At 55.1% G+C, this 26,856-nt stretch carries 25 protein-coding genes; 11 read left to right on the plus strand and 14 right to left on the minus strand.

The window, feature by feature from the left end; translation table 11 throughout:
* Positions 1–56: 56 nt before the first annotated feature.
* From dtnK to EBC_RS05490, 3 genes are read left to right on the plus strand one after another with little or no spacing between them, the layout of a single operon-like run.
* The gene (gene dtnK / locus EBC_RS05480) at positions 57–1,364 is read left to right on the plus strand and encodes a D-threonate kinase (protein WP_013200803.1); all 1,308 of its coding nucleotides are present in this window, start codon (positions 57–59) and stop codon (positions 1,362–1,364) included.
* Entirely contained in the window at positions 1,357–2,337 is a 981-nt protein-coding gene (locus EBC_RS05485) for a D-threonate 4-phosphate dehydrogenase (RefSeq protein WP_013200804.1), read from the plus strand. The genes dtnK and EBC_RS05485 overlap by 8 nt, the downstream gene beginning before the upstream one ends.
* Positions 2,338–2,343: 6 nt before the next feature.
* Positions 2,344–3,108 (plus strand): DeoR/GlpR family DNA-binding transcription regulator, encoded by a 765-nt coding sequence (locus EBC_RS05490; RefSeq protein ID WP_013200805.1) that lies wholly within the window; start codon positions 2,344–2,346, stop codon positions 3,106–3,108.
* A 53-nt stretch (positions 3,109–3,161) separates the two neighbouring features.
* Here EBC_RS05490 and speD read toward each other — a convergent pair whose 3' ends face one another.
* The 3 genes from speD to EBC_RS05505 all read right to left on the minus strand — a co-directional run bounded on the left by speD (position 3,162) and on the right by EBC_RS05505 (position 5,312).
* A complete protein-coding gene (speD, locus tag EBC_RS05495; RefSeq protein ID WP_013200806.1) occupies positions 3,162–3,971 on the minus strand; it encodes an adenosylmethionine decarboxylase in 810 nt (269 codons plus the stop codon).
* Positions 3,972–3,985: 14 nt separating this feature from the next.
* Positions 3,986–4,855: a polyamine aminopropyltransferase gene (gene speE, locus EBC_RS05500; protein WP_013200807.1), complete on the minus strand. Its 870-nt coding sequence runs from the start codon at positions 4,853–4,855 to the stop codon at positions 3,986–3,988.
* Between the two features lie 109 nt (positions 4,856–4,964).
* Entirely contained in the window at positions 4,965–5,312 is a 348-nt protein-coding gene (locus EBC_RS05505; protein ID WP_013200808.1) for a YacC family pilotin-like protein, read from the minus strand.
* A gap of 186 nt (positions 5,313–5,498) precedes the next feature.
* Between EBC_RS05505 and cueO the strand changes: the two genes are divergently transcribed.
* Positions 5,499–7,166 carry a multicopper oxidase CueO gene (gene cueO, locus EBC_RS05510; protein ID WP_013200809.1) on the plus strand — a complete coding sequence of 556 codons (1,668 nt, stop codon included), beginning with the start codon at positions 5,499–5,501 and terminating at the stop codon, positions 7,164–7,166.
* A 422-nt stretch (positions 7,167–7,588) separates the two neighbouring features.
* Positions 7,589–8,539: a glycosyltransferase family 8 protein gene (locus EBC_RS05515; protein ID WP_162096472.1), complete on the plus strand. Its 951-nt coding sequence runs from the start codon at positions 7,589–7,591 to the stop codon at positions 8,537–8,539.
* Here the strand turns inward: EBC_RS05515 and EBC_RS05520 are convergent.
* Complete coding sequence (locus EBC_RS05520) at positions 8,536–9,819, minus strand: cystathionine gamma-synthase family protein (protein WP_013200811.1); 1,284 nt, start codon at positions 9,817–9,819, stop codon at positions 8,536–8,538. The genes EBC_RS05515 and EBC_RS05520 overlap by 4 nt on opposite strands.
* 255 nt (positions 9,820–10,074) lie before the next feature.
* On the opposite strand from EBC_RS05520, the gene hpt reads away from it, so the two are divergent.
* Positions 10,075–10,611: a hypoxanthine phosphoribosyltransferase gene (gene hpt, locus EBC_RS05525; protein WP_013200812.1), complete on the plus strand. Its 537-nt coding sequence runs from the start codon at positions 10,075–10,077 to the stop codon at positions 10,609–10,611.
* A 70-nt stretch (positions 10,612–10,681) separates the two neighbouring features.
* Here hpt and can read toward each other — a convergent pair whose 3' ends face one another.
* Positions 10,682–11,344 carry a carbonate dehydratase gene (gene can / locus EBC_RS05530; RefSeq protein ID WP_013200813.1) on the minus strand — a complete coding sequence of 221 codons (663 nt, stop codon included), beginning with the start codon at positions 11,342–11,344 and terminating at the stop codon, positions 10,682–10,684.
* A 107-nt stretch (positions 11,345–11,451) separates the two neighbouring features.
* Between can and EBC_RS05535 the strand changes: the two genes are divergently transcribed.
* The 3 genes from EBC_RS05535 (at position 11,452) to EBC_RS05545 (ending at position 14,602) form a co-directional block, all read left to right on the plus strand.
* Positions 11,452–12,378 (plus strand): ABC transporter ATP-binding protein, encoded by a 927-nt coding sequence (locus EBC_RS05535; protein WP_013200814.1) that lies wholly within the window; start codon positions 11,452–11,454, stop codon positions 12,376–12,378.
* Positions 12,375–13,145, plus strand: a complete 771-nt coding sequence (locus EBC_RS05540) for an ABC transporter permease (RefSeq protein ID WP_013200815.1) — start codon at positions 12,375–12,377, stop codon at positions 13,143–13,145. Before EBC_RS05535 ends, EBC_RS05540 begins: the two co-directional genes overlap by 4 nt.
* A 443-nt stretch (positions 13,146–13,588) precedes the next feature.
* Entirely contained in the window at positions 13,589–14,602 is a 1,014-nt protein-coding gene (locus EBC_RS05545) for an acyltransferase family protein (RefSeq protein ID WP_013200816.1), read from the plus strand.
* An 80-nt stretch (positions 14,603–14,682) separates the two neighbouring features.
* On the opposite strand, the gene panD is transcribed toward EBC_RS05545, so the two are convergent.
* The 9 genes from panD to thpR all read right to left on the minus strand — a co-directional run bounded on the left by panD (position 14,683) and on the right by thpR (position 21,704).
* The gene (panD, locus tag EBC_RS05550) at positions 14,683–15,063 is read right to left on the minus strand and encodes an aspartate 1-decarboxylase (protein ID WP_013200817.1); all 381 of its coding nucleotides are present in this window, start codon (positions 15,061–15,063) and stop codon (positions 14,683–14,685) included.
* 65 nt (positions 15,064–15,128) lie between these two features.
* Positions 15,129–15,983 carry a pantoate--beta-alanine ligase gene (gene panC / locus EBC_RS05555; RefSeq protein WP_013200818.1) on the minus strand — a complete coding sequence of 285 codons (855 nt, stop codon included), beginning with the start codon at positions 15,981–15,983 and terminating at the stop codon, positions 15,129–15,131.
* 15 nt (positions 15,984–15,998) lie between these two features.
* Positions 15,999–16,793, minus strand: a complete 795-nt coding sequence (gene panB / locus EBC_RS05560; protein ID WP_013200819.1) for a 3-methyl-2-oxobutanoate hydroxymethyltransferase — start codon at positions 16,791–16,793, stop codon at positions 15,999–16,001.
* Positions 16,794–16,853: 60 nt separating this feature from the next.
* Positions 16,854–17,333: a 2-amino-4-hydroxy-6-hydroxymethyldihydropteridine diphosphokinase gene (gene folK, locus EBC_RS05565; RefSeq protein ID WP_041691910.1), complete on the minus strand. Its 480-nt coding sequence runs from the start codon at positions 17,331–17,333 to the stop codon at positions 16,854–16,856.
* Positions 17,330–18,751, minus strand: a complete 1,422-nt coding sequence (gene pcnB / locus EBC_RS05570) for a polynucleotide adenylyltransferase PcnB (protein ID WP_231853701.1) — start codon at positions 18,749–18,751, stop codon at positions 17,330–17,332. Before pcnB ends, folK begins: the two co-directional genes overlap by 4 nt.
* A 128-nt stretch (positions 18,752–18,879) precedes the next feature.
* Positions 18,880–19,764 carry a tRNA glutamyl-Q(34) synthetase GluQRS gene (gluQRS, locus tag EBC_RS05575; protein ID WP_013200822.1) on the minus strand — a complete coding sequence of 295 codons (885 nt, stop codon included), beginning with the start codon at positions 19,762–19,764 and terminating at the stop codon, positions 18,880–18,882.
* 62 nt (positions 19,765–19,826) lie between these two features.
* The gene (gene dksA / locus EBC_RS05580; RefSeq protein ID WP_013200823.1) at positions 19,827–20,282 is read right to left on the minus strand and encodes an RNA polymerase-binding protein DksA; all 456 of its coding nucleotides are present in this window, start codon (positions 20,280–20,282) and stop codon (positions 19,827–19,829) included.
* 181 nt (positions 20,283–20,463) lie between these two features.
* Positions 20,464–21,168, minus strand: a complete 705-nt coding sequence (gene sfsA / locus EBC_RS05585) for a DNA/RNA nuclease SfsA (RefSeq protein ID WP_013200824.1) — start codon at positions 21,166–21,168, stop codon at positions 20,464–20,466.
* Complete coding sequence (gene thpR, locus EBC_RS05590) at positions 21,165–21,704, minus strand: RNA 2',3'-cyclic phosphodiesterase (protein WP_013200825.1); 540 nt, start codon at positions 21,702–21,704, stop codon at positions 21,165–21,167. Before thpR ends, sfsA begins: the two co-directional genes overlap by 4 nt.
* 56 nt (positions 21,705–21,760) lie before the next feature.
* On the opposite strand from thpR, the gene hrpB reads away from it, so the two are divergent.
* Together hrpB and mrcB are read left to right on the plus strand one after the other, a co-directional pair.
* Positions 21,761–24,223 carry an ATP-dependent helicase HrpB gene (hrpB, locus tag EBC_RS05595; protein WP_013200826.1) on the plus strand — a complete coding sequence of 821 codons (2,463 nt, stop codon included), beginning with the start codon at positions 21,761–21,763 and terminating at the stop codon, positions 24,221–24,223.
* Positions 24,224–24,330: 107 nt separating this feature from the next.
* Positions 24,331–26,832: a bifunctional glycosyl transferase/transpeptidase gene (gene mrcB, locus EBC_RS05600; RefSeq protein WP_013200827.1), complete on the plus strand. Its 2,502-nt coding sequence runs from the start codon at positions 24,331–24,333 to the stop codon at positions 26,830–26,832.
* Positions 26,833–26,856: the final 24 nt, after the last annotated feature.

Consider the following 26,856-nt stretch of genomic DNA (forward strand, 5'->3'; position numbering starts at 1 on the left):
GAATATAATCATTATCAGCGAGAGCAATGGGCTTTCCCTCGCATTCAGGAGAAGAGATGACTCAGCGTCTGTGGAAGACACCCGTGCTGGTGGTCGCCGATGACTTTACCGGAGCCAACGATGCGGGAAGCGGGTTGGCGATAGCGGGTGCCAGGGTCAACGTGCTGTTTGCTGTTGAAGCGCAGGCTGAAGCGCACAGTGCCGATGTCTGGGTGATCAACACCGATAGCCGTGCCGCCAGTCCCGGGCTGGCTGCCGGCCGCACCAGAGCAGCCGTGGAGCGTTGGGCCGATATCGCCCGCGAGGGTTGGGTATTTAAGAAGATCGATTCCACCCTGCGCGGGAATCCTGGCGCCGAAATTGAGGCGGCTTTTCGGGCAAGCGGCGCGGCCGTGGGGTTGGTGGTGCCTGCGGTGCCCAGGCTTGGACGAACCACACGGCAGGGAAGCTGCTATATCCATGGCGTGTTGCTGACCGACACCGAATATGCCAGCGATCCTAAAACGCCGCTCAATCATGCGAGCGTACAGGCAAGATTGCTGGAGCAAAGCTCACTGGCCTGCGGAGAGATTACGTTGCAGGACGTTCGCCAGTCCGATCTTCAGGACGTGGTGGCCCGCGCCATAGCGCAGGGGCATCAGTTGCTGGTGGTTGATGCCGAGACCGATGAGGACCTGCAGCGCATTATGCAGGCTGCCTCACTGCTTGAACCGCGCCCGTTACTGGCGGGCGCCGCTGGACTGAGCGATGCGCTAAGCAGGCATCTGGCTGGCGTTCCTGTCGCACCTGCTGTTACGGGCATGGGGAATGCAGGCCCGGTTCTGGCGGTTGTCGGTTCGATGAGTGAAGTTGCCCAGCAGCAGCTTGAGCAGTTGCAAAAACATCATGTGCTGCAACTGATTGATGTCGATATTGAGGCGATTTTTACCGGCCACACGGATTTGACTGCCTTAAGGCAGATGGCGATTGAGGCGATGCGGGCGGGGCAGCACTGCATGATCCGCACCTGTCAGCAGTCCACTCAGCGGCAGGCGATTGCCGGACTGTGCCAGCGTTATAGCCTGAGTCGCCAGCAGTTGGGCGATACGATTTGCGGCTTTCTGGCGACATTAACGCGGCAAGTGCTCGATGAAGTGACGCCGGCAGGTCTGTATCTCTCGGGTGGCGATGTGGCGATTGCGGTGGCGCAGGGATTGGGCGCTGAAGGCTTCCAGATTCACGGACAGGTGGCGGGCTGCGTGCCTTACGGCCATCTGCTGAAAGTAAAAAATGACCTGCTGGTGCTTACCAAGGCCGGCGGCTTTGGTGATGACACCACCCTGGTAGAAGTTTTTCGTTTTATTGAGGAGAAGGCGAGTGAGTAAAATTATTGCGATTACCATGGGCGACCCGGCGGGTATTGGTCCGGAAATTATCATCAAATCACTGGCCGAAGGCGAGCTTTCCGGGGCACCCGCGGTGGTGATCGGCTGTGCCAGTACGCTGCGCCGCATTATGGCGATGGGCATTACGCCTCAGGCGGAGCTGCGGGTGCTGGATAAGGTCGCCGATGCGCACTTTGCGCCGGGCATCATCAATGTTATCGACGAACCGCTTGCCGATCCGGATGCGTTGCAAGCCGGGGTGGTGCAGGTTGCCGCAGGCGATCTGGCTTATCGTTGTGTGAAGCGAGCCACCGAGCTGGCGATGGCCGGTGAAGTGCAGGCCATTGCTACCGCGCCGTTGAATAAAGAGGCGTTGCATTCAGCCGGGCATCTTTATCCCGGGCACACCGAACTGCTGGCTAAGCTGACCGACACCAAAGATTATGGCATGGTGCTGTTCACCGACCGTTTGAAGGTGATTCATGTCACCACCCATATTGCGCTGCGCAAGTTCCTCGACACGCTGAACCGTGACCGCGTGGAAACGGTGATTACCATGGCGGATACCTTCCTTAAGCGTGTTGGCTTTGAGAATCCGCGTATTGCAGTGGCGGGCGTCAACCCGCATGCCGGGGAAAATGGTCTGTTTGGCGATGAAGAGATCACCCTGGTCGGCCCTGCGGTTGAGGCGATGAAGGCCAAAGGCCTGACGGTAACCGGGCCTTGCCCGCCGGACACGGTTTTCCTGCAATGCTACGAAGGCCAGTACGATATCGTGGTAGCGATGTATCACGACCAGGGGCACATTCCGCTGAAGCTTTTGGGCTTCTATGATGGTGTAAATATCACCGCCGGGCTGCCGTTTATCAGGACCTCGGCTGACCATGGAACGGCATTTGATATTGCCTGGACAGGTAAAGCGAAGTCTGAGAGCATGGCGATCTCCATCCAGTTAGCGATGCAGCTCGCATAAGGACATATGAAGGGACAAAGCCGCCTCGATCAGATTATGGACTATCTGAAAAGCCATAATCTGGTGACTGTCGATCAACTGGTGGCGGCTATTTCCACGTCGCCAGCCACGATCCGACGGGATTTAATCAAGCTCGACCAGGAAGGCGTGATTAGCCGCACGCACGGCGGTGTCACCCTGAACCGCTTCATCCCCGCTCAGCCGACCACGCTGGAAAAAATGCAGCGTAATCTGGTCGAAAAGCAGGCCATTGCGCAGGCGGCGGCCAGCCTGGTGAAGTCCGGTGATTCAGTGGTACTGGACGCCGGTACCACCATGTTGGAGCTGGCGCGTCACCTGACGCACCTGCAACTGCGGGTGATCACCTCAGATTTGCATATCGCGCTGTTTCTCTCAGAATTTAAGCAGATTGAAGTGACCATTATCGGCGGGCGGATCGACGACTCCAGCCAGTCTTGCGTTGGCGACCACGGCCGCAGATTATTGAAAAACATCTATCCGGACGTGGCGTTCGTCAGCTGTAATTCATGGAGTATGGAAAAAGGCATTACCACGCCAACGGAAGAGAAAGCCGGACTAAAAGAGGATCTGCTGGGCAATGCGCGCCGTCGTGTGCTGCTGGCAGACAGCAGTAAGTACGGGTCATGGTCATTGTTCTGCGTATCACCGTTGCAAAACCTCACCGACATCATCACCGATTCCCATCTCAGTGAAGAAGGGCAGAGCGCGCTGCGCGATCAGGCGTTCACCCTGACCCTGACCAGCGCCTGACGCCAAAAAAAACGGGCGGCCCTGAGGCCACCCGCTTCTTAACGCCATAACCCTTACAGCGATTTTGATCCCACGGCCGGAATATTGCGCCCGTAGTAAATTTCACGCATCTCTTTCCACAGCAGATCGGTAATACGCTTGTGCTCTTGCGGGCTCAGGTCTTCCGGTCGGGTGTTAAACAGATAGTGTTTCAAATCAAACTCTTTCAGCAGCATCTTGGTATGGAAGATGTTCTCCTGATAGACGTTCACATCCAGCATGTCGTACATCGATTTCATGTCTTCAGACATAAAGTTCTGAATCGAATTGATCTGGTGATCGATGTAGTGCTTCAGGCCATTCACATCGCGGGTAAAGCCGCGCACGCGATAGTCGATGGTGACAATGTCGGATTCCAGCTGGTGAATTAAGTAGTTCAACGCCTTCAGCGGCGAAATCACCCCACAGGTGGAGACTTCAATATCCGCGCGGAAGGTGCAGAGTCCGCCTTCCGGGTGGCTCTCCGGGTAGGTGTGCACGCAGATATGGCTCTTATCCAGATGCGCCACCACCGAGTTAGGTAACGGGCCCGGATGTTCCGAGGTATCAATATCTTTCGGGTCGATCGGCTCTTCGCTGACCAAAATGGTCACGCTGGCCCCTTGAGGCTCGTAGTCCTGGCGCGCGATATTCAGCACGTTTGCGCCAATAATCGAACAGGTCTCGCTGAGGATCTCCGTCAGGCGGTTGGCGTTGTACTGCTCATCAATGTACGCAATGTATCCGTCACGCTCAGCATCTGTGTTGGCGTAACAGATATCGTAGATACAAAAACTCAGGCTCTTTGTCAGGTTATTGAAGCCGTGTAGTTTAAGCTTTTGCAATTTCGTTCACCCCCTTAAACGCCCGGCTGGTCGGCCAGCGCATTCAACAAATATTGTGGCAGGGCAAAGCTGCCCGTGTGGATCGCCGGATTATAGTAGCGACAGGTCAGGTTTGCCGCGGTAAAACGGGCCTGAAGCGTGGCGCTGTCAAGCTGGCGCAGCGCGGGATTGTTGCTGGCCCAGGCGAACGTCATAATGCCACCGTAATAGGTTGGGATCGCCGCCTGATAGAAGCTGACGTCGCTAAAGTAGTGGCTCAGTTTGCGGTGACTGTTAACCGCTTCCTCCTGCTGCAGGAAGCAAACGCCATTCTGCGCCACGAAGATGCCATTTTCATTAAGGCAACGCTGGCAACCTTCGTAAAATTCCGAGGTGAACAGGCTTTCTCCCGGACCGATCGGATCGGTGCAGTCAGAAATGATCACATCAAACTTTTCGCTGCACTGAGCGACAAAGTTCACGCCATCGTCAATCACCAGCTTAAAACGCGGATCGTCGTACGCACCGGCGCTGTGATTTGGCAGATACTGCTGGCAGAACGTCACCACGCCCGCATCGATCTCCACCATGGTGATCTGTTCGATATTTTTATGACGGCTGACTTCACGCAGCATGGCGCCATCGCCACCGCCAATAATCAATACGCGTTTTGCTGCGCCATGCGCGAGAAGGGGAACGTGGGTCATCATCTCGTGATAAATGAACTCATCGCGCTCGGTCGTTTGTACCACACCGTCCAGCGCCATAACGCGACCTAACGCGGCATTCTCAAAGATGACTAAATCCTGATGACCGGTCTGTTCACGGTACAGGATCTTATCGACAGAAAAGTACTGTCCAAACCCGGTATGAAGCGTTTCATACCACATTTCTTTTTCGGCCATGCTGGGATTCTCCTCATAACAGCCACGAAAAATGGGCGCGACATAATAGCTAACTCTGACCGTGGTTGCACGGTCAAATTATCAGCAAGAATTGGAAAAAGGGAGGGGATTATTTCACGTACGCGAGCAGGCTCAGGGAGTCACGTGCCAGGGATTTGCACTTCATGTCGTTCGGAACGGCGATACCGCTCAAATCACGATAACTGTCTTCGCCCAGCGCTTTCATATTAAAGCTGCTGTAATTGGCTAAATCCCAGCGGTTCTGCTGGGCAAAGAACACCAGCGCCCGTCGAATTTGCCCGTCCGGCAGATCCTGATATCCGCAGTCATTTTTCAAATAGACAAACACAGCCGTTAAATCGGCTAAATCTTCCGCTTCAGATTCGCTCAGTGCGAAACTGGTCGACGAGAAGCCAAAGAGACTCAGTAACAACAGAGCCTTGATGCTTTTCTTCATAATTGATCTCAATCGATTGCAATAGTCTGACGTTAGCACAGTTATTCGCAGGCTTCAGACAATTTTGCGGCAGAAAACTCCGGATCCGGCTATTTTACTGGCCCTGGGGTGGCAAAGCTTGACCTTCCCGGTAGGGAAGGGTTTATGCTTCCCAACAAGAATTTTCTGCCAGGGCGAACTGAATCAATGCAACGTCGTGATTTTATTAAGCTAACCGCGGCAATGGGCGCGGCCAGTGCCTTGCCATTATGGAGCCGCAGCGCCATGGCGGCTGAACGCCGTCCTGAATTGCCGATCCCGGCGCTGTTAACGCCCGATCCGCGCGGCGTGATGAATATTACGGCGAAGACCGGTTCTAAGGTCTGGCAGGGTAAAACCGTGCCAACCTGGGGTTATAACGGCGATCTGCTCGGTCCGGCGATCCAGCTGGAACGCGGCAAGCCGGTGACCATCAACGTGCGTAACCAGTTGCCGGAAGCGACCACCGTTCACTGGCACGGTCTGGACATCCCCGGTTCCGTGGATGGCGGCCCGCAGGCGCAGATCGCACCGGGACAAACCCGGACCGTCAGCTTCACGCCTGACCAGCGCTCTGCCACCTGCTGGTTCCACCCTCATCTGCATGGCAGAACCGGTTATCAGGTCGCTCAGGGGCTGGCTGGGCTGGTGATTGTGAAAGACATCGCTGGCGAGAAGCTGCTGCTGCCAAAAATCTGGGGCGTGGATGATATTCCGCTGATCCTGCAAGACAAACGATTAAGCAGCGACGGCAGTAAAATCGATTATCAGCTGGATATCATGAGCGCGGCGGTGGGCTGGTTTGGCGATACTATGCTGACCAATGGCGCCATTTACCCTCAGCACGCCGTGCCGCGCGGCTGGTTACGTCTGCGCGTGCTGAACGGCTGTAATGCGCGCACGCTGAACCTGACCGCCTGCGATCGTCGTTCGTTGTACGTTATCGCCAGCGATGGCGGATTGCTGGCCGAGCCGGTTGAGCTGACAGAGCTGCCGATGATGCCGGGTGAACGCTTTGAAATCATGGTTGATACCCGCGATGGCAAAGAGTTCGATCTGCAAACGCTTCCCGTGCGGCAGATGGGCATGTCGCTGGCACCGTTTAACCAGCCGTTGCCGATACTGCACATTGTGCCGCTACAAATTATGGCCAGCGGCACGCTGCCGGACAGCCTGGTCGAGATGCCGGCTTTACCTTCCACTGAAGGGATTGCTGAACGACAGCTTAAACTGACCATGGATCCGGAACTCGATCGCCGTGGCATGCTCGCCCTGATGGAGAAATACGGCCACGCGGCCATGGCCGGCATGAGCGGCGATGCGCATGATAACGACAGGGATGATGCGGGCATGGCTGGCATGGATCACAGCAAAATGGCCGGGATGGAACAGGCGCCTGTGGCCGGCACCGACCATAGCAAGATGGCGGGCATGGATGATGGCGCGATTTCCGGTATGGATCACGGCGGCGATAAGACGGCCCGGGATTTCCACAGCGGCAACCGAATCAATGGCAAAGCCTTTGATATGAATACGCCGTCCTTTGACGTGAAGCGTGGGGTTGTTGAGAAGTGGACGATTTCGGGTGAAGGCGACGAGATGCTGCACCCGTTCCATATTCATGGCACCCAGTTCCGTATCCTGTCAGAAAATGGCAAACCCCCGGCAGCGCATCGCAGCGGCTGGAAGGATATTGTCAGGGTTGAGGGCTGGCGCAGCGAGGTGTTGGTGCGTTTTGACAACCTGGCGGCGAAAGATCAGGCCTATATGGCGCACTGTCATCTGCTGGAACATGAAGATACCGGCATGATGCTCGGCTTTACGGTGAGCGAGTAACGCCCGTAAAATCCCTCACCCGTGGAACAGTGACGCCTTCCACGGGTGAATTTCCTGCCTGACTTGCCCGCACACCTTCTGTGAATAATCTGAATTTGGCTTAAGTTATTTGCGATTGAAAAATAAGACCAGCATTTATTTAATGAGATTTAACCGAGTCGACCTGAATATTACATGGTATTAGTTCTTATTTTAACCTGCTGTAAGATCTGTTTTTTCCTGCCTTAGCTGTTTTCTGAAATTAAAATCCCAGCCCGGATGAACTCTGTTATTGGCTGGTCTTGGTGATATTAAGCGAAAATATGCCTGCCCGTAGCAGTGTTGGAACGTTAATGCTTTCTTGACTGATATTCATTGCGGCAATAAGTTGAAATAACTTCCCCTTACACAAAGCTGACACTCTGATGAATGCGCATGAGCTGGTGAAAGAAAAAGTAACTTATACGGCAGATGGCAATCTTAATGCCGATATTCATATTCTGTTTACCACGGATAAACGCTATCTGACGTATTGTGGCGTTTGTATTTTTTCAATCATTGATAAAAATCCGGCACTGAATATTACCTTCCACCTGTTCACCGATGAGTATAACGACCTTTTCCCGGCGTCGTTCTTTACCCGTTATCCCAATGTCAGCGTGGTGGTGTATCTGCTGAATAATGCGGTATTCGATGGACTGCAGGTGTATGATTTCTATCCCAGATCAATCTACTACCGCATAGTGGCCTCCAACATCCTGCATGAGCAGGTGAGCCAACTGCTGTACCTCGACTGCGATATCGTCTGTGATGGCAACATTGCTCCGTTATTAGCCATCGACATGGCGGACTACACCATCGCTGCCGTGCAGGATAAGGGAATGAACAGCGACTATTTGACCTATCTGGGGTTAAGCAAAGAGAAAAAATACTTCAATTCTGGCGTGATGTTAATTAACACGCAGGCCTGGGTTGATCATGATGTGACGGCGGAATTCTTCGTTAAAATCAAAGATAAAAAATACACTTTCCCGGATCAGGATTGCCTGAATATCATCCTGGATAATGAAGTGTATTTTATAGAGCCAGAATTTAACTTTATTCCTAAAAATAAAAGCACCAATAAAGCGCCGGTGTTTATTCATTATGCCGGGCAGACTAAACCCTGGAGCGTTTCCATCGATGAGTCGGGTTATAATAAAAAATACATTGATATGTATAACCGCTCACCGTGGAAAGACGTCCCGCTGGAGTTGCCGAAAAAAGCCTTTGAATCCTATCACTACGCGAAAAAGCTGCTGATGAAGAAACGTCTGATTCAGGCAGCGTATTGGCTGACCGTCTCGACGTTTCAATTCACCGCCAAAAAATTGCGCAGCAAGGCCGCAGGTTAAAGGGCTGACAGCGCGATCTTGAGATCCTCAATCAGGTCATCTTTGTTTTCGATGCCGATTGAGACCCGCACGGTTGCCTCGCTGATGCCAATTCTTGCCCGGACATCAGCAGGGACGCCGGAGTGGGTGGTGCTGGCCGGATGGCTGGCCAGTGATTCTGTACCGCCCAGGCTGACCGCCAGTTTAAACAGCTGCAGCGTATTCAGCAGCTTAAACGCGGCGGGCTGTCCGCCAACCACATCAAAGGAGAAGGTCGAGCCTGCGCCGCTGCATTGCTTGCTGAATGTCTTGCCCGCCGGTGAATCCGGCTCAAGGAACGACAGTGAATGCAGCTTGGCGATTTTCTCGTGCCCGCGCAGGAAGCCCGCAACGGCGACGGCATTGTCATTGGCCCGCTCCATTCGTAACGCCAGCGTTTCCAGCGAACGGCCAATCATCCAGCTGGAATGCGGATCAAGCTGGGTGCCAATCGCGCTTCGTAGCGCTTTAATCTGCCTGACCAGCGCTTTGCTGCCCATCACCGCACCGGCAATCAAATCTGAATGGCCGCCAACATACTTGGTCAGCGAATAGAGCGACAGATCCGCGCCGTGCTCAATAGGGCGCTGGAAAACCGGGCCGAGCAGGGTGTTATCGCAGGCAATGATTGGGCGATGCTGCTGCTGCTGCTCAATGGCGTCGGCCACCCGTTTAATCAGGGCGATATCCACCAGACTGTTGGTCGGGTTGGCCGGTGATTCAATCAGGATCACCGACACGCGGCCCAGCTTCATCGCGTCTTCAGCGGCGGCCTGTACGATCGCCTCATCTAACCCATCAGAAAACCCTACCGCCGCCACTTTCAGCTTGCTGAAGGTTTTGCTTAACAGCGTCTCGGTGCCGCCGTACAGCGGCTGAGAATGGAGGATCGCATCGCCAGGTTCGACCAATGCCAGCAGCGTGGTGGAGATGGCGGACATGCCGGAGGAAAAGAGTGCAGCGCTCTCGGTGCGTTCATATATTGCCAGCCGGTCTTCAACAATCTCACTGTTAGGGTGATTAAAACGTGAATAGACCAGACCATTGGCGCCGCCCGCCGGTGGTTCTTTGCGTCCCGAGACGTAATCAAAGAAATCCCGGCCTTCTTCTGCGGTATTAAAGACGAAGGTTGAGGTAAGAAACACCGGCGGTTTGACCGCGCCTTCAGACAGCGCCGGATCGTAGCCATAATTAAGCATTTGGGTTTCGGGCTGAAGCTCACGACTGCCAATATGGGTCTTCTTAGAATGGGGAGAGGCCATTCAAACTCCTGCCGCTGAGGCATGCTGAGGGGGTTAAAGTGAGCATACGTTATCATGGGCCCAATCGCGCTGATAAATGAATTATCGTTCTATGGTTAAAACCTTTTGCATGATTAAATATGGCTTTCCCGACAGATAGAAGTCTATACGTCTGCTGCTAATTCCGCTGCGCGGTTTGCGCAACAAGGGGAAAACGACGGCGGAACTGTGATAGACTTCGCTGCTTCCCTTAAGCCATCAAGAACGACAAAAGTTATGAAACATACCGTAGAAGTGATGATCCCCGAAGACGAGATCGCGAAACGCATTGCCGAGCTCGGTCAGCAGATTACCGAACAATATAAAGACAGTGGCAGCGACATGGTGCTGGTGGGCCTGTTGCGCGGCTCCTTTATGTTCATGGCCGATCTGTGCCGTAAAATTGAGGTGTCCCACGAAGTCGATTTTATGACGGCATCCAGCTACGGCAGCGGCATGTCAAGCACCCGCGATGTGCGCATCCTGAAAGATCTGGATGAAGATATTCGTGGCAAGGACGTGCTGATCGTTGAAGACATCATCGATTCCGGCAATACGCTGAGCAAAGTGCGTGAGATCCTCAGCCTGCGTCAGCCAAAATCTCTGGCCATTTGTACGCTGCTGGATAAGCCCGATCGCCGTGAAGTGGAGGTGCCGGTTGAATACGTCGGCTTCACCATTCCTGACGAGTTCGTGGTGGGATACGGCATTGATTATGCCCAGCGTTATCGTCATCTGCCGTACGTCGGCAAAGTGGTGATGCTGGAAGAGTAATTACGCAGGCAGGGTTACAGCACAAACGACTAAGGCCGGTTTTTCCGGCCTGATATAAGATGCGAACCCGTTAATCCGGGCTTTGTACGTCGTTCAGCAAGTTGGCGATACCATGGCGGTAACGTTGCTCAAGGATTTCACGGTTTGTGGCAGCCACTTCCAGATCGCGCAGATAGCCGTCCTGAATACCGTAAACCCAACCGTGGATAGTCACATTCTGACCGCGTTTCCACGCAGACTGCATCACGGTGGAATGACCCAGGTTATACACCTGCTCAATCACGTTGATTTCACACAGTTTGTCAAAGCGTTTTTCCGGCGGCAGTTCACCCAGTATCGCGCTATGCTTGTACCACAAATCACGGATATGCAGCAGCCAGTTGTTGATCAGACCCAGTTCTGGATTCTCAACCGCCGCCTGGACACCGCCGCAGCCATAGTGACCGCAGATGATGATGTGTTCCACTTCTAACACTTCAACGGCGTACTGCACCACGGACAGACAGTTCAGGTCCGTGTGAATGACCAGGTTGGCCACGTTGCGGTGAACAAACAGTTCGCCCGGCTCCAGGCCGGTCAGGCGCTCGGCGGGAACGCGGCTGTCAGAGCAGCCAATCCACAGAAAACGCGGCTTCTGCGCCAGTGAGAGACGCTCGAAGAAGCCTGGGTCTTCCTCTTTGAGCAGCTTGGACCACTCGCGGTTGTTGCTGATAAGGGTATCAATATCTTTCATGTTAGTGTCGACCAATACTCGAAATGCGTTGCAATAATATAGGCCAACGCGGCGTGATTTAAAACGGCAAACAAGAAAACCACACAAAACAGGGCACTCTTTTACCTATGACTTATGCACTGGAACTTGAAAAACTGACCAAAACCTATGCAGGCGGCGTTCAGGCCCTCAAGGGAATTGATCTCAATGTAGAAGCCGGTGACTTCTATGCGCTGCTGGGTCCGAACGGAGCCGGCAAGTCCACCACGATTGGCATTATCAGCTCGCTGGTTAACAAAACGGCCGGTAAGGTGCGCGTCTTTGGTTATGACCTGCAGCAGGATGTGGTCAATGCCAAACGCCAGCTGGGCCTGGTGCCACAGGAGTTCAACTTCAACCAGTTTGAGACCGTGATGCAAATCGTGGTCAGCCAGGCTGGTCTGTACGGCGTGGAAAAGCCGGAGGCGCTGAAGCGTGCTGAAAAATACCTGAAGCAGCTCGATCTGTGGGAGAAGCGCAACGAGCGTGCGCGCATGCTCTCCGGCGGCATGAAGCGTCGTCTGATGATTGCCCGTGCCCTGATGCACGAGCCAAAACTGCTGATCCTCGATGAACCTACCGCCGGTGTCGACATTGAGCTGCGTCGTTCGATGTGGACCTTCCTGCAGGATTTGAATGCCAAAGGCACCACCATCATCCTCACCACCCACTATCTGGAAGAAGCTGAAATGCTGTGCCGCAATATCGGCATCATTCAGCGCGGTGAGCTGGTGGAAAACACCTCGATGAAAGGGCTGTTGTCGAAGCTGAAATCCGAAACCTTCATCCTCGATTTGGCGGCGAAAAGTCCGTTGCCACAACTGGAAGGTTTCCAGTATCGCCTGACGGACACCTCGACGCTGGAAGTGGAAGTGCTTCGCGAGCAGGGCTTGAACAGCGTGTTCAGCCAGCTCAGCCATCAGGGCGTGCAGGTATTAAGTATGCGCAACAAGGCTAACCGTCTTGAGGAGCTGTTTGTCGACCTGGTCAACGGTCGCAAAGGAGAGAAATCATGACACACCTTTATTGGGTCGCTCTGAAGAGCATCTGGGGCAAAGAAGTTAACCGCTTTGCCCGTATCTGGATCCAGACGCTGGTGCCGCCAGTGATCACCATGACGCTGTATTTCATCATCTTCGGTAACTTAATCGGTTCCCGTATCGGTGAGATGCACGGCTTCAGCTATATGCAGTTTATTGTGCCGGGCCTGATCATGATGGCGGTGATCACCAACGCCTATGCCAACGTGGCGTCGTCGTTCTTTAGTGCCAAATTCCAGCGCAATATTGAAGAGCTGCTGGTGGCACCGGTGCCGACTCACGTCATCATCGCCGGCTATGTTGGCGGCGGCGTTGCACGCGGTATCTGCGTGGGCGTGCTGGTCACGGCTATTTCGCTGTTCTTCGTGCCGTTCCAGGTTCACTCGTGGCTGATGGTGGCGGTGACGCTGCTGCTGACTGCGATCCTCTTCTCGCTGGCAGGTCTGCTGAATGCGGTGTTTGCCCGGACGTTTGACGATATCAGCCTGATCCCTACCTTCGTGCTGACCCCGCTGACCTACCTGGGCGGCGTATTTTATTCGCTAACTTTACTACCACCGATTTGGCAGATGATTTCCAAATTGAACCCGATTGTTTACATGATCAGCGGCTTCCGTTTTGGTTTCCTGGGCATTTCTGACGTGCCGGTGGTGTTCACTTTAGCGGTGCTGCTTGCCTTTATTGCGGTGTTCTATTTGCTGGTTTGGGTACTGATCCAACGTGGCAGAGGCCTGCGCACCTGATGTATTTCAGGATCTCTTCCCGTCGGGGAGAGATCCTGAATTCTTCCCCCTTGTGACTACCCATTGTCTTTATTGATAATCTTCTCTTTCTCCCGCGGCCTGTCGATCGGATTCACCTCCGCGTTATCACATAATTTTAATTAATCTAAGTCCATTATTTATTCAAATCATTCTGAAGAACCATTAATGATTATTGCGCTAATAAAGCAACCTCCTTCCTCCAGTAATAAATACAGGCAATAACTTTATAAATACCGTTACGGTGCTTTAAGCATATTCTCATTTTACCCTTAGATCTGTTTCAGGCTGTTTTCTCAAATGTCAGTTTATGTATACTGGCGATTCACAATCAACGCCTGACGTTTCTTATGGCCAAAATATGATTCGCCATCAGGCAGGCTTGTTATTGCTATTACAATAATAACTATTGGCACGGGATAAATATGAACAGACTAACATGGGTTGATAACCTGCGTGGGATGAGTGTGCTTGCCGTTATTTTTCTACATAGCACTATCGCCGTAAATGGCGATGCCGGGCACCTTACCATCGTAACGAACACCGTTAACCATCTGCTGGAGCCCGTCAGACTGGGCCTGATGTTTTTTGTCTCAGGGCTGTTTGTGGACAGTGGATTGAAGAAAGGCTTTGATAGCTTTGCGAAAAATAAGGTCAAAAGCATTCTTTACCCGTTTATCGTCTGGGTGGCGATTTATGGCGGGCTGAAACTCCTGTTTAACTCGGTCTCCAATAAACCACAGTCGCCCATGAATATCCTGCTTTCGCATTTGACCGGCGGCGGCGATATTACCTGGTTTCTGCATTCGTTATTCATTTTCTTCATGATCATTCCCTTAGTGCGGCGCGTTCCATTTTATATTGTCATTCCGCTGTCGCTGTTTATCAGTTATATCCTGCCAGAAATTCCCGCAGACAGCGTATTTGCTGGCTTTGATAACAGCCACGTTAACCGAATGTTTTACCTGTTCCCGTTCTTTTTCCTCGGGGATATGCTGGTACGAAAGCAGGTCGATATTCCCGCCGTCATCAGCAAAAAATCCATTTTATTACCTTCACTGTTATGTTTTATCGCGCTCTCTTCGATGAATCTGTTGATTGAGGAAGGCATTTCCTGGCAGCTGCTGGCGCCACTGGCCCTGTGCTCGATCCCGATCTTTATCTTCCTGGCGCTGCACACCAACGTGAAGCTGGTGCATTTTGTTGGCGTTAACTCGATTGTCTTTTACCTGTCGCACTATCTGGCCGTGCAGGTGTTTGCCAAAGCGGTGAAAATCAACAGCAGCAATATCCTGATCAGCGATCTGAAATTTATCGCGGCTTTCCTCTCCGCACTGCTGCTGCCGCTGGCTATCTGCTGGATACGCAAGCACGGGATGCTGAACTTCTTGTTCACCCTGAAGAAAAAGCCCAAGGTCACCGCCACGCTGGTGCATTAAGACCAAGCTATTCAGATTAGCAGGCAATAAAAAAGGGCCGACCGCGGTCGGCCCTTTGCACGTTCGGACGGGGTAGGGGATCAGGCAACCTGAACCGGAACCGCTTTCGCCAGACGCTTCATGACGTTTGCGCCTTCAAAATAGGCCACTTTCGGCTGCCATTCGCGTGCCTCTGCATCCGGCATATCCACATAAGAGCAGATAATCAAAATATCCCCTTCACAGGCACAACGCGCTGCGGCACCGTTAACAGAGATAATCTTTGAGCCGCGCTCAGCCGCAATGGCATAGGTCGAGAAACGCTGGCCGTTAGTCACGTTGTAAATGTCGATCGCTTCGTATTGCAGAATGCCGGAAGCGTCGAGGAAATCCTGATCGATGGCACAGGAGCCTTCATAATTCAGATCCGCCTGAGTGACGGTCACCCGGTGAAGCTTGCCCTGCAGCATAGTACGGTTCATAACCTTGTTACCTTTCTCGGAAATCACAAAAACGAACGCCAGGAACCCCTGAGCGCCAGTGACTGTTACTGCGTCAGATCGACCTGTTGATTGTCAATCAGACGCGCTTTACCTAACCAGGCGGCCATCAGGATCACCGCGCGCTGGCTGTCGACATTCAGCGGCAGCAGCGTATCGGCATCGCAAATCGCCAGTCCATCAGCCCGTAAGCCTTTTTCTGCCAGCGCCTCTTCCGCGGCGGCAATGATCTCTTCGATATGCCGCTCACCGTTGGACAGCCGCTCGGCCATGCTGTTCATCACTTTGCTGACCACCGGGGCGATTTTACGCTCATCCGCGGTCAGATAGCCGTTCCGTGAACTGAGCGCCAGACCATCTTTGGCTCTGACCGTCGGCACACCGATGATATCGATGTCGTAGCCCATATCCGCCACCATCTTGCGGATTAACGCCAGCTGCTGGTAATCCTTCTCGCCGAACAGCGCCATATCGGGCTGCACCAGGTTGAAAAGCTTACTGACAATGGTCGACACGCCACGGAAATGGCCGGGACGGCTGGCGCCTTCCAGCAGCGTTGAAAGGCCTGGTACATCGACAAAGGTCTGATCGCTCAGTCCCTTTGGATAGACTTCGCCCGGTGCCGGGGAGAAGACCAAATCGACTTTGCGGCGGTTCAGCTTCTCGCAGTCTTCCTGCAAGGTGCGCGGATAGCGGGCCAAATCGTCCGGACGTTCAAACTGCATCGGGTTAACAAAGATCGAGACAACCACAATGTCTGCCTGCTCGCGCGCTTCATCGACCAGCGTCATATGACCGTCATGCAGGTTGCCCATGGTCGGCACCAGCGCGATGCGCTTACCGTCCTGCCGCCAGCGCCGGATTTCACGGCGCAGCATCGGCAAGGTTTCAATAATCAGCACAGATCGTCTCCTGTGTTAGTGAAAACTATGTTCTTCGGCAGGGTAAGTTCCCGCTTCGACGTCCGCAACATACTGCCTGATGGCGGCGCGGATATCGCCGGTTTCCGCGAGGAAGTTTTTAGCAAACTTGGGAATGTGGCCGCCAGTAATGCCAAATGCGTCATGCATCACCAGGATTTGACCATCGGTGACGTTGCCGGCACCAATGCCGATCACCGGGATGCTCAGCGCGTCGGTGATGCGCTGCGCCAGCGCCACCGGCACACACTCCAGCACCAGCAGCTGCGCACCGGCCGCTTCCAGCGCCAGCGCATCGGCCAGCAGGGCATCGGCCGCCTCGCTTTCGCGACCCTGAACCTTATAGCCACCAAAGATATTCACTGACTGTGGCGTAAGGCCGAGATGTCCGCAAACCGGCACGGCACGTTCGGTTAACTGCCTGACCGTCTCTGCCAGCCATTTTCCACCTTCCAGCTTGACCATGTTGGCCCCGGCGCGCATCAGCTGTGCGGCGCTGTCAAAGGTTTGCTCAGGCGTGGCATAGGTCATAAACGGCAGGTCGGAGAGCAGCAATGCAGCAGGCGCACCGCGGCGCACGGCCTGAGTGTGGTAAACGATGTCGGCAAGGGTTACCGGCAGCGTTGAATCATGTCCCTGAACCACCATGCCCAGCGAATCGCCCACCAACATGACCTGCAGGCCTTCATCGGCGAACAGTCGGGCAAAGCTGAAATCATAGGCAGTAATGGAGGCAAACTTGCGTCCGCTCTTTTTCCACTGGCGAAGGGTAGAGACCGTGGTCGGTTTCATCGCAACCTCTGTAAGCGTGTTCTGGTGGGCGTATCTTAATGGAAGGGAAGGGGGTTTGCACTACCAGCGCTGAATGGCGCTCGCATCCAGTTTAGCCAGCATGCGTTCGGCGGCGGTTCCATCCGGGAAGGTCAGATTGGGGGCGATCTCAAGCAGGGGAACCAGCATAAAGGCGCGATTGGCAATATCGTAATGCGGCACGGTCAGACGGGGGGTATTCAGCGTCAGGTCGCCAAACAGCATGATGTCGAGGTCCAGCGTGCGCGGTCCCCAGCGTTCATCTTTGCGCACGCGTCCCTGTTCCAGCTCAATACGCTGGGTGTGATCGAGCAAGGCTTCCGGCGACAGTGAAGTGTTCAGCAAAACGGCGGCATTAAGGTAGTCAGGCTGGTCGGGTGGACCATAAGGTGGCGTGCGGTAGAAAGCGGAGGTGGCAACCAGCGTGGTGTGAGGGATAGCAGCCAATGCATCAAGTGCAGCCTGCACCTGATGCATTGGATCGGCAAGATTACTGCCCAGCGCTAAGTAGACGCGCATCATGCGTTGCTGTTGTTACCGTCACGACGCGGGCCATGCACGCGCTTGCGCGGACGACGGGTGCGGCGACGTGGCACCGGATCGTCACCCAGGGTATTCAGCATGGTTTTCTGCTGCGGCGGCGCGGAAACCTGGAAATCGTTCCACCAGGCGGTCAGCTTCAGCAGTTCCTGATTGTTTTCCACTTCAGCACGCAGCGCCAGCAGGTCATAGGCGGCACGGAACTTAGGATGCTCCATCAGCTTCCAGGCACGTTTGCCGTGACGACGGGACAGACGCAGCTGCAGCTGCCAGATATCACGAACCAGCGTGGTGATGCGCTTTGGAATTGCCAGCGAACGGCAGGCTTCATCCAGCACGTCATTCATCGCCAGCGCGAAGGCATCGTAGTAGGCCAGGCCGCTTTCCTGAGCAATCTTCTGGGCCGCTTCTAATTGCGGATACCAGAACATGGCGGAGAACAGGAATGCCGGGTTAACGCGCATCTGATTGTGAATACGGTGATCGGTGTTTTTCAGCACCTGCACAATCATCCGCTCCATATTGCTGTCGCCCTTTTCCGTAAAGTAACGGGTAATGGTCGGGAACAGTGGCTGGAACAGCTGGTATTCACGCAGTTGCAGATAGGTGCTGTAGCCGTAACCCGCCTGCAGCAGCTTGAGGGTTTCTTCAAACAGACGGGCCGGCGGAATGTCATGCAGCAGCGTCGCCAGACGGGGGATCGGCTCGGCGGTTTCAGCGGCAACAGACATATCCAGCTTGGCGGCGAAACGCACCACGCGCAGCATCCGCACCGGATCTTCACGGTAGCGGGTTTCAGGATCGCCAATCAGACGGACAATGCCCTGCTGCAGGTCGTTCAGGCCACCAACATAGTCACGGACTGAGAAGTCCGAGACGCTGTAATAAAGGCTGTTGATGGTTAAGTCACGGCGCTGAGCATCGTCTTCGATAGTGCCGAAAATGTTGTCGCGCAGCAGCATGCCATTCTGGCCGCGCTGAGAGGTGTTGCGATCTTCAGCGACCTGCTCGGCTTCGTGATGACCACGGAAGGTCGCCACTTCGATAATTTCCGGGCCAAACATCACGTGGGCCAGGCGGAAACGACGGCCAACCAGACGGCAGTTGCGGAACAGTTTACGCATCTGATCCGGCGTGGCGTTGGTGGTGACATCGAAATCTTTCGGTTTTTTACCCAGCAATAAGTCGCGGACGCCGCCACCGACCAGATAGGCTTCGTACCCTGCTTTATTCAGGCGATACAAGACCTTGAGGGCATTTTCACTGATGTCTTTGCGCGAAATAGTATGACGATCGCGAGGGATCACGGTCATCTGATGCACTACACCGACCTCAGCAGCTGGCGCTTCGTCTTCGCGACTCAAAACTTTTCGGCAAAAATTAGCAACTCGGGTAAAAATGGGACACCTCGATAGTGACATTAAAATCTGGGCGATAAAAAACAGCGGCTAATCATAGCTCAGAGAAGCGCATTTGAGAATGCTCATCTGACATCCCGGACATCTTCCCGATAGTAACCGGGTTTTTGTCAGGTCTGCGCACGATTATAAACAGCATTTTCTGAGGGGATCTTAGCCACATTCCAGTGAACAATTGCCTGCTGCAACGTCGCTGACAGCGGCAGATCCTGCCAGCCTTCACTGACCGGCTGGCCCAGAAAACGTAATGCCTGAACAACCGCCGGGCGCGCATCACCCGTGGGCAGCGGCGTGGCGTAATTCTGTTTCGACAACTTATTGCCATCCGCACCGATGGCCAGTGGCAGGTGCAGATAGTCAGGCACCTGCCAGCCAAACTGCTGATACAGGGCAATCTGTCTGACCGTCGGGTCAATCAAATCGGCTCCGCGGACCACATGGGTAATGCCCTGGAAATGATCGTCGACCACCACCGCCAGGTTATATGCAAACAGGCCGTCACGGCGATGAATAATAAAATCCTCGCCTGCCATGCCGGCATTCGCCACTATTTCACCGCGCAGCGCGTCCTGAAACTGACTAACAGGATGGTCTACTCGCAAACGGATCGCGGCGTTTTCCGCACCCAGATGCAAATCGCGGCAGTGCCGATCGTACAGGCCGCCAAGTTGTTGAATGCGGCTTCGCGTACAGGTGCAGTAGTAACTGCGCTGATGTTCTTCCAGCCAGGCCAGCGCGTCGCGGTAGGCCTGATGACGCGCTGACTGCCAGAGCACGTCGCCATCCCACACAAGACCGTGCTGTTCCAGCTGTTGCAGGATCCTGTTTGCCGCGCCGGGGACTTCACGGGGCGGATCGATATCTTCAATGCGCACCCGCCACTGGCCGTGCTGAGCGCGGGCCTGCAGGTAGCTGCCAACCGCAGCAATCAGGGAGCCAAAATGCAATTCACCAGAGGGAGAGGGGGCAAAACGCCCGATGCAGGAAGTGAGCATGGTAGTAGAGACAGGCAGTGAAGCGGGTAACGTACCAGCCTCACTGCACAATCCATTAGCCATTAACCGGCCATTTGTTTTTCGCGGATTTCCGCCAGCGTTTTACAGTCGATGCAAAGATCGGCAGTAGGACGTGCTTCAAGGCGACGGATACCGATTTCAACGCCACAGGAATCGCAGTAGCCAAAATCGTCGTCTTCGACTTTCTTCAACGTCTTCTCAATCTTCTTGATCAGCTTGCGCTCACGGTCGCGGTTACGCAGTTCAAGGCTAAATTCCTCTTCCTGTGCAGCGCGGTCAACCGGATCGGGGAAGTTGGCGGCTTCATCTTGCATATGAGTTACCGTGCGATCAACTTCATCCCGGAGCTGGTTGCGCCAGGCTTCAAGGATCTTCTTGAAATGCACCAGCTGGGCTTTGTTCATGTACTCTTCGCCCGGCTTCTCTTGGTATGGCTCCACCCCAGCGATGGCGAGAATACTCAGGGACGAGGTTTTACGGGTTTGCCCTTCTTGCATGTTGTTTCTCCTGGATAACACGCACTATCGATCCCCAATGGGGATAAAAACAGGTCGCTATAAATAGCAGAAGCGATCAAGGTTGGCAATTATTCCTCAACATGCCTTGACAAGCCTGTGAGGAAAAGCGTATTTGGGCGCCAGCTAAGAGCTTTCCTATAACAGCAAATTGCGCCTTACTTTACAACTCCACAGCCAGTGGCTTTTTCAATGACATGCCATCGGATGATAACTGCGCTTTATAACAAAGCACTTCAACCCCGCTCTGCTGAGCCTGTGCCAGTAGTTCTGCGTAGCGCGCATCAATATGACGCGCCGGGGAAACGTCCTCAATCCCCGAGTGCAAAACGGCAAAAAACAGAACCGCACGCTGACCATTTTCAGAAATCTTCGCCAGTTCGCGAAGGTGCTTTTGGCCGCGTTCGGTAACCGCATCCGGAAAATACCCTTTACCTTGCTGGAGTAGCGTCACGGATTTGACTTCAATATAGCAGTTTACCCGATCCTCCGCCTGTAACAGAAAGTCGATGCGGCTCTTTTCTGCGCCGTATTTCACCTCAGCGCGGATGTCGGTGTAACTGGAAAATTCTGGAATCGCGCCGAGCGCGAACGCTTCTTTTACTAAGCTGTTGGCTCTCAGCGTGTTCACACATATCCAGTCGCCTTGCTGTGTCTCGGTCAGTTCCCAGCTGTGCGGGTATTTCCGCGTCAAACTGTCGGACGTGGAGTACCACACGGTGTCGCCTGGTGTGGCGCAACCGGTCATCGCACCGGTGTTGGCACAGTGTATTGTCAGCGTTTCGCCGTCGGGTGTGACAACATCGGCCAGAAAACGTTTGTAACGCTTTATCAGCGTTGCCGACTGTAGCGCAGGGCTAAATCTCATATCACTTCCTGTGTTAATGCCCATTCTGCGAGCTGCTGATAGCGGGTTCGGCCACCGGCGTAAACGGACTGAAACAGCGCGAAGCGCTCGACGCGAAACGGCCAGCTAAAATTGCGTGGCGGCAACGAGACGGGCTGCGTAGCGTTGCGCAGTAATGTGACATGCGGATGAAAGGGCATCGGGCTTTGATAACACCCACTTCTGGCTGCCTGCGATCGCAACAGTTCCGCCAGTTGCAGCAATCCACGCGGCGACTGTTTTGGCCCCAGCCAGACCACGCCGGAGCGCGGCCAGTGCCCGGCATCATCCAGCGTCAGCGTAAACGGACGCTGTTGGATGCGGCCCGCCAGCTGCGTTAACGCACCGGCCTTTTCATCACTGATTTCACCGAGGAACGCCAGCGTCAGATGTAAATTCGCCGCGGCGACCGGACGACCGGCCCCGGCGGGGAAGGTGTCAGCACGCCACTGAATGACGCTCTGACTGATTTCATCCGGCAATGCGATGCCGAAAAACAGCCTTTTTTGCTCACTCATGGGGCTCTCCGGTTTTCCAGAAACAGGGATGCTACAATGCCCGGCTATTTATGACCATGACGTTATGGAGCAAAAACGTGAGTTCATTACCGGTGAGTGCAGTATTACCCGAACTGCTTTCGGCGCTGCGGACCTCTTCGCAAGTGCTGCTGGCGGCACCTACCGGCGCAGGCAAATCCACCTGGCTGCCGCTGCAAATCCTGCAGCAGGCGGATTTTAGCGGACGTATTTTGCTGCTGGAACCCCGTCGGCTGGCGGCGCGGAATGTTGCACAACGACTGGCCGAATTGCTCGGGCAGCAGCCCGGCGACACCGTTGGCTACCGCATGCGCTCTGAAAGCCGTGTCGGGCCCACTACGCGGATAGAAGTGGTGACCGAAGGGATCCTCACGCGCATGTTGCAGCAGGACCCGATGCTGGACGGTGTTTCGCTGGTGATCCTCGATGAATTCCATGAGCGCAGTCTGCAGGCAGATCTTGCCCTGGCGCTGCTGCTGGACGTGCAGCAAGGCCTGCGTGATGACCTCAAAATCCTGCTGATGTCCGCCACGCTGGATAATCAGCGGCTGCAGCAGTTGCTGCCTGACGCGCCGATGATCGCCTCTGAAGGCCGTTCTTTTCCCGTCGACCGGCGCTATACCTCGCTGGCCACCCACCTGCGTTTTGATGACGCGGTGGCAAAGCAGGTCAGCCAGCTGCTGCGGGAAGAGTCCGGATCGCTGTTACTTTTCCTGCCGGGCGTTGGCGAGATCCAGCGCATCCAGACCCAGCTTGCCTCACTGATCGGCAACGATGTCGATCTCTGTCCCTTATATGGCGCGCTGCCGCTGAGCGAGCAGCGAAAAGCCATCCTGCCGGCGCCAGCAGGGCGGCGCAAAGTGGTACTGGCCACCAATATCGCCGAGACCAGCCTGACCATTGAAGGCATCCGCCTGGTGGTGGACAGTGCGTTAGAACGCACCGGCCAGTTTGATCCTCGCAGCGGATTAACGCGTTTGCAGACGCAACGCGTCAGCCAGGCGTCGATGACCCAGCGTGCCGGACGCGCCGGACGACTGGAGCCCGGAATTTGCCTGCATCTGACGGCGAAAGAGCAGGCCGAGCGGGCAGCGACGCATGCCGAAGCGGAGATCCTGCACAGCGATCTGGCCTCGCTGTGGCTGGACCTGCTGCAGTGGGGCTGTCATGACGTCAGCCAGTTGCAGTGGCTGGATACCCCGCCGGAGAATAATCTGATTCAGGCCCGAAAATTATTACAGCAGTTAGGCGCGACGGATAAAACGGGTATGCTGACCGCGAAAGGCAGAAGCATGGCCAATCTGGGCAGCGATCCCCGTAATTCTGCGCTGTTAGTGGATGCCGGCCGCGATGCGGACCGAGCCGCCACCGCGGCCCTGCTGGTGGCTATTCTGGAAGAGCCTGCGCGGGGAAGCGCCGACCTTCGCGACAGTTTTCACCGCCGACAGTCCAACTGGCTGAAGCGCGCCACCCAGTTGCAGCGGCGGTTGCAGGTGACCGGCGGCACTGCGGACAGCGACCTTATCGTGCCACTGCTTGCCGGTGCGTTTCCCGACCGCATTGCCCGTCGGCGCGGTTCAGAAGGACGTTATCAGCTGGCGAACGGGATGGGCGCCATGCTGGATAATGACGCGGCGCTGACCCGCTACGAATGGCTGATTGCACCGGCACTTTTACAAGGCAGCTCACAACCTGACGCGAGAATGCTTCAGGCCATGCCGTTCGACATTGACAGCCTGACCAGCGAATGCCCACAGTTGCTGGATCGCCGCACGGAAGTGGAATGGGATGAAGAGCGCGGTACGCTGCGGACCTGGCAACGGCAGCAGATCGGCGAGCTGGTCATTAGCTCGCAACCGCTGGCTAAACCCGACGAGGCCGAACTGCATCTGGCGATGCTGCGCTGGATCCGCAGCAAAGGGTTATCTGTACTGAACTGGACCCCGCAGGCGGAACAGCTGCGGATCAGGCTGGTTTGCGCCCGCCAGTGGTTAGCGGAAGAAGCCTGGCCTGCGGCCACAGAGGCGGACCTGCTGGCGTCGCTGGAGCACTGGTTGTTGCCGGCGATGGGGAGCGTGCGTGATGGCCGGGGCTTGAAGCAGCTGGATATTGTCGGGGCTTTATTACAATTGCTCACATGGTCACAGCGTCAGCAACTGGATACTGTCCTGCCAACTCATTACACTGTGCCGACCGGAAGCCGGCTTCCGATCCGATATGATGAAGAGAAGCCCCCGGCGCTGGCCGTTCGCCTGCAGGAAATGTTTGGCGAAGCGCAAAATCCCGCGGTCGCGGGTGGGCGAGTCCCTCTGGTGCTTGAGCTGCTTTCACCGGCTCAGCGCCCGCTGCAAATTACCCGCGATCTCGCCGGGTTCTGGCAGGGTGCGTACCGCGAGGTACAAAAAGAGATGAAAGGACGCTATCCAAAACATGCCTGGCCCGATAACCCGGCAACCGCGCTGCCGACGCGGCGCACCAAAAAATTCTCGGCACCTTCCTGAAGGAAGCGGCTGGAGTACGCATTTCGGAAGGTTCCAGTTCCGAAGCTTATTGAGTAAGAACACAGTAGTCGGCTTTGCCGACGGCAGTTCCCGGAGAAGAAAAACGAATGTCTGACGATCGCGAACCGATTGGGCGCAAGGGAAAACAGCCCAAACCCCCGCGCAAGGTGGCGGGCAAAGGTCGCCGCAGGGATGATGAGCACGATGATTATGATGATTTTCAGGATGATGACCATGAAAACGAGGAGGTAGAACCGGTGCCACGTAAAGGAAAAGGGCGTCCACCCGGTAAGAAAAGAGGCTGGCTGAGCTTATTGATTAAGCTATTGCTGGTCTTTATCGTGGTGATGGCCGTGTACGGGGTTTACCTCGATTCACAAATTCGCAGTCGTATTGATGGCAAAGTCTGGCAGCTGCCGGCCACCGTGTATGGCCGTATGGTCAACCTTGAGCCGGGCATGTCCTACAGCAAGAAAGAGATGGTCGCCCTGCTGGAAGGCACGCAGTATCGTGAAGTGACGAAGATGACGCGTCCTGGCGAGTTTACCGTGCAGGCCAACAGCATTGAGATGATCCGCCGTCCGTTTGACTTCCCGGACAGCAAAGAAGGGCAGATCCGCGCGCAGTTAAGCTTTAGCGGCGACACCTTAAGCGAGATCAAAAACCTCGACAGCGGCCGTGACTTCGGCTTCTTCCGCCTCGATCCGCGTCTGATCACCATGCTGCAGTCGCCAAACGGCGAGCAGCGTCTGTTCGTCCCGCGTGCCGGCTTCCCGGACCTGTTGGTCGACACCCTGGTGGCAACAGAAGACCGTCATTTCTATCAGCATGACGGTATCAGCCTGTACTCGATTGGCCGTGCGTTCCTTGCCAACATCACTGCCGGTAAAGCCGTGCAGGGTGGCAGTACCTTGACGCAGCAGCTGGTGAAAAACCTGTTCCTGACCAACGAGCGTTCGCTGTGGCGTAAAGCCAACGAAGCCTATATGGCGCTGATCATGGATGCGCGTTACAGCAAAGACCGCATTCTTGAGCTCTATCTGAATGAGGTGTACCTCGGCCAGGCCGGCAACGATCAGATCCGCGGCTTCCCACTGGCCAGCCTTTACTACTTCGGCCGTCCGGTGGATGAGCTGAGCCTCGATCAGCAGGCGTTGCTGGTTGGCATGGTAAAAGGCGCGTCACTGTATAACCCGTGGCGTAACCCGAAACTGGCCCTCGAGCGCCGTAACCTGGTGCTGCGTCTGTTGCAGCAGCAGAAAGTGATCGACCAGGAGCTGTATGACATGCTCAGCGCCCGTCCGTTAGGCGTGCAGCCTAAAGGCGGCGTGATCACCCCTCAGCCAGCCTTTATGCAGATGGTGCGTAACGAACTGCAGGCCAAGCTGGGCGATAAAGTCAAAGATCTCTCCGGGGTGAAAATCTTCACCACGCTGGATCCGGTCTCACAGGATGCGGCCGAGAAATCGGTGGAAGACGGCATTCCGGCGCTGCGTAAACAGCGTGGGCTGAAGGATCTGGAAACCGCGATGGTGGTGGTTGACCGCTTCAGTGGTGAAGTACGTGCGATGGTTGGCGGTGCCGATCCGCAGTTTGCCGGTTATAACCGTGCGCTGCAGGCGCGCCGTTCTATCGGCTCTCTGGCAAAACCGGCCACCTATCTGACGGCGTTAAGCCAGCCAGATAAGTACCGCCTGAATACCTGGATTGCCGATAACCCGATTGCGCTGAAACAGCCTAATGGCCAGGTGTGGAAACCGGAGAACGATGACCATCGCTTTAGTGGTCAGGTGATGCTGGTGGATGCATTAACCAACTCGATGAACGTTCCGACGGTCAACCTGGGGATGACGCTTGGCCTGCCACAGGTCATTGATACCTGGACCAAACTGGGCGTGAACAAAGATCAGCTGCAGCCGGTGCCTTCAATGCTGCTGGGTGCGTTGAACCTGACGCCAATTGAAGTCGCGCAGGCCTTCCAGACCATCGCCAGCGGCGGTAACCGTGCCTCGCTATCCGCGCTGCGTTCGGTGATCGCTGAAGACGGTACCGTGCTGTATCAGAGCTTCCCGCAGGCTGAACGTGCGGTTCCGGCTCAGGCCGCTTACCTGACGCTGTATGCCATGCAGCAGGTTGCGGATCACGGTACGGCACGTGCGCTGGGTGCCCGTTATCCGAAGGCTCATCTGGCCGGGAAAACCGGGACCACCAATAATCTGGTCGACAGCTGGTTTACCGGTGTCGATGGCAAAGAGGTGACGGTGACCTGGGTTGGGCGTGATAACAACCAGCCGACCAAGCTCTATGGCGCCAGCGGTGCGATGCAGATTTATCGCCGCTATCTGGATAACCAGGCACCGATGCCGCTGACGCCAACGCCGCCGGAAGACATTGCGCCGATGACGGTGGATTCAGCCGGTAACTTTGTTTGTGGCACCGGCAGCAGCACCTGGCGAACGCTGCCAGTCTGGACCACCGATGCCAGTGCGCTGTGTCAGCAGCAACAGCAGCAGGTTCAGCAGCAACAACAGTTGCAGCAACAGCAGCAGAGCGAGCAGAAAGACAGTAACGGTGTGGCGGGTTGGATTAAGGATATGTTCGGCAAGTAATCCGTCTGACCTGAAGAAGCCGGC

It is taken from the genome of Erwinia billingiae Eb661 (assembly GCF_000196615.1).
Classification (GTDB): domain Bacteria; phylum Pseudomonadota; class Gammaproteobacteria; order Enterobacterales; family Enterobacteriaceae; genus Erwinia; species Erwinia billingiae.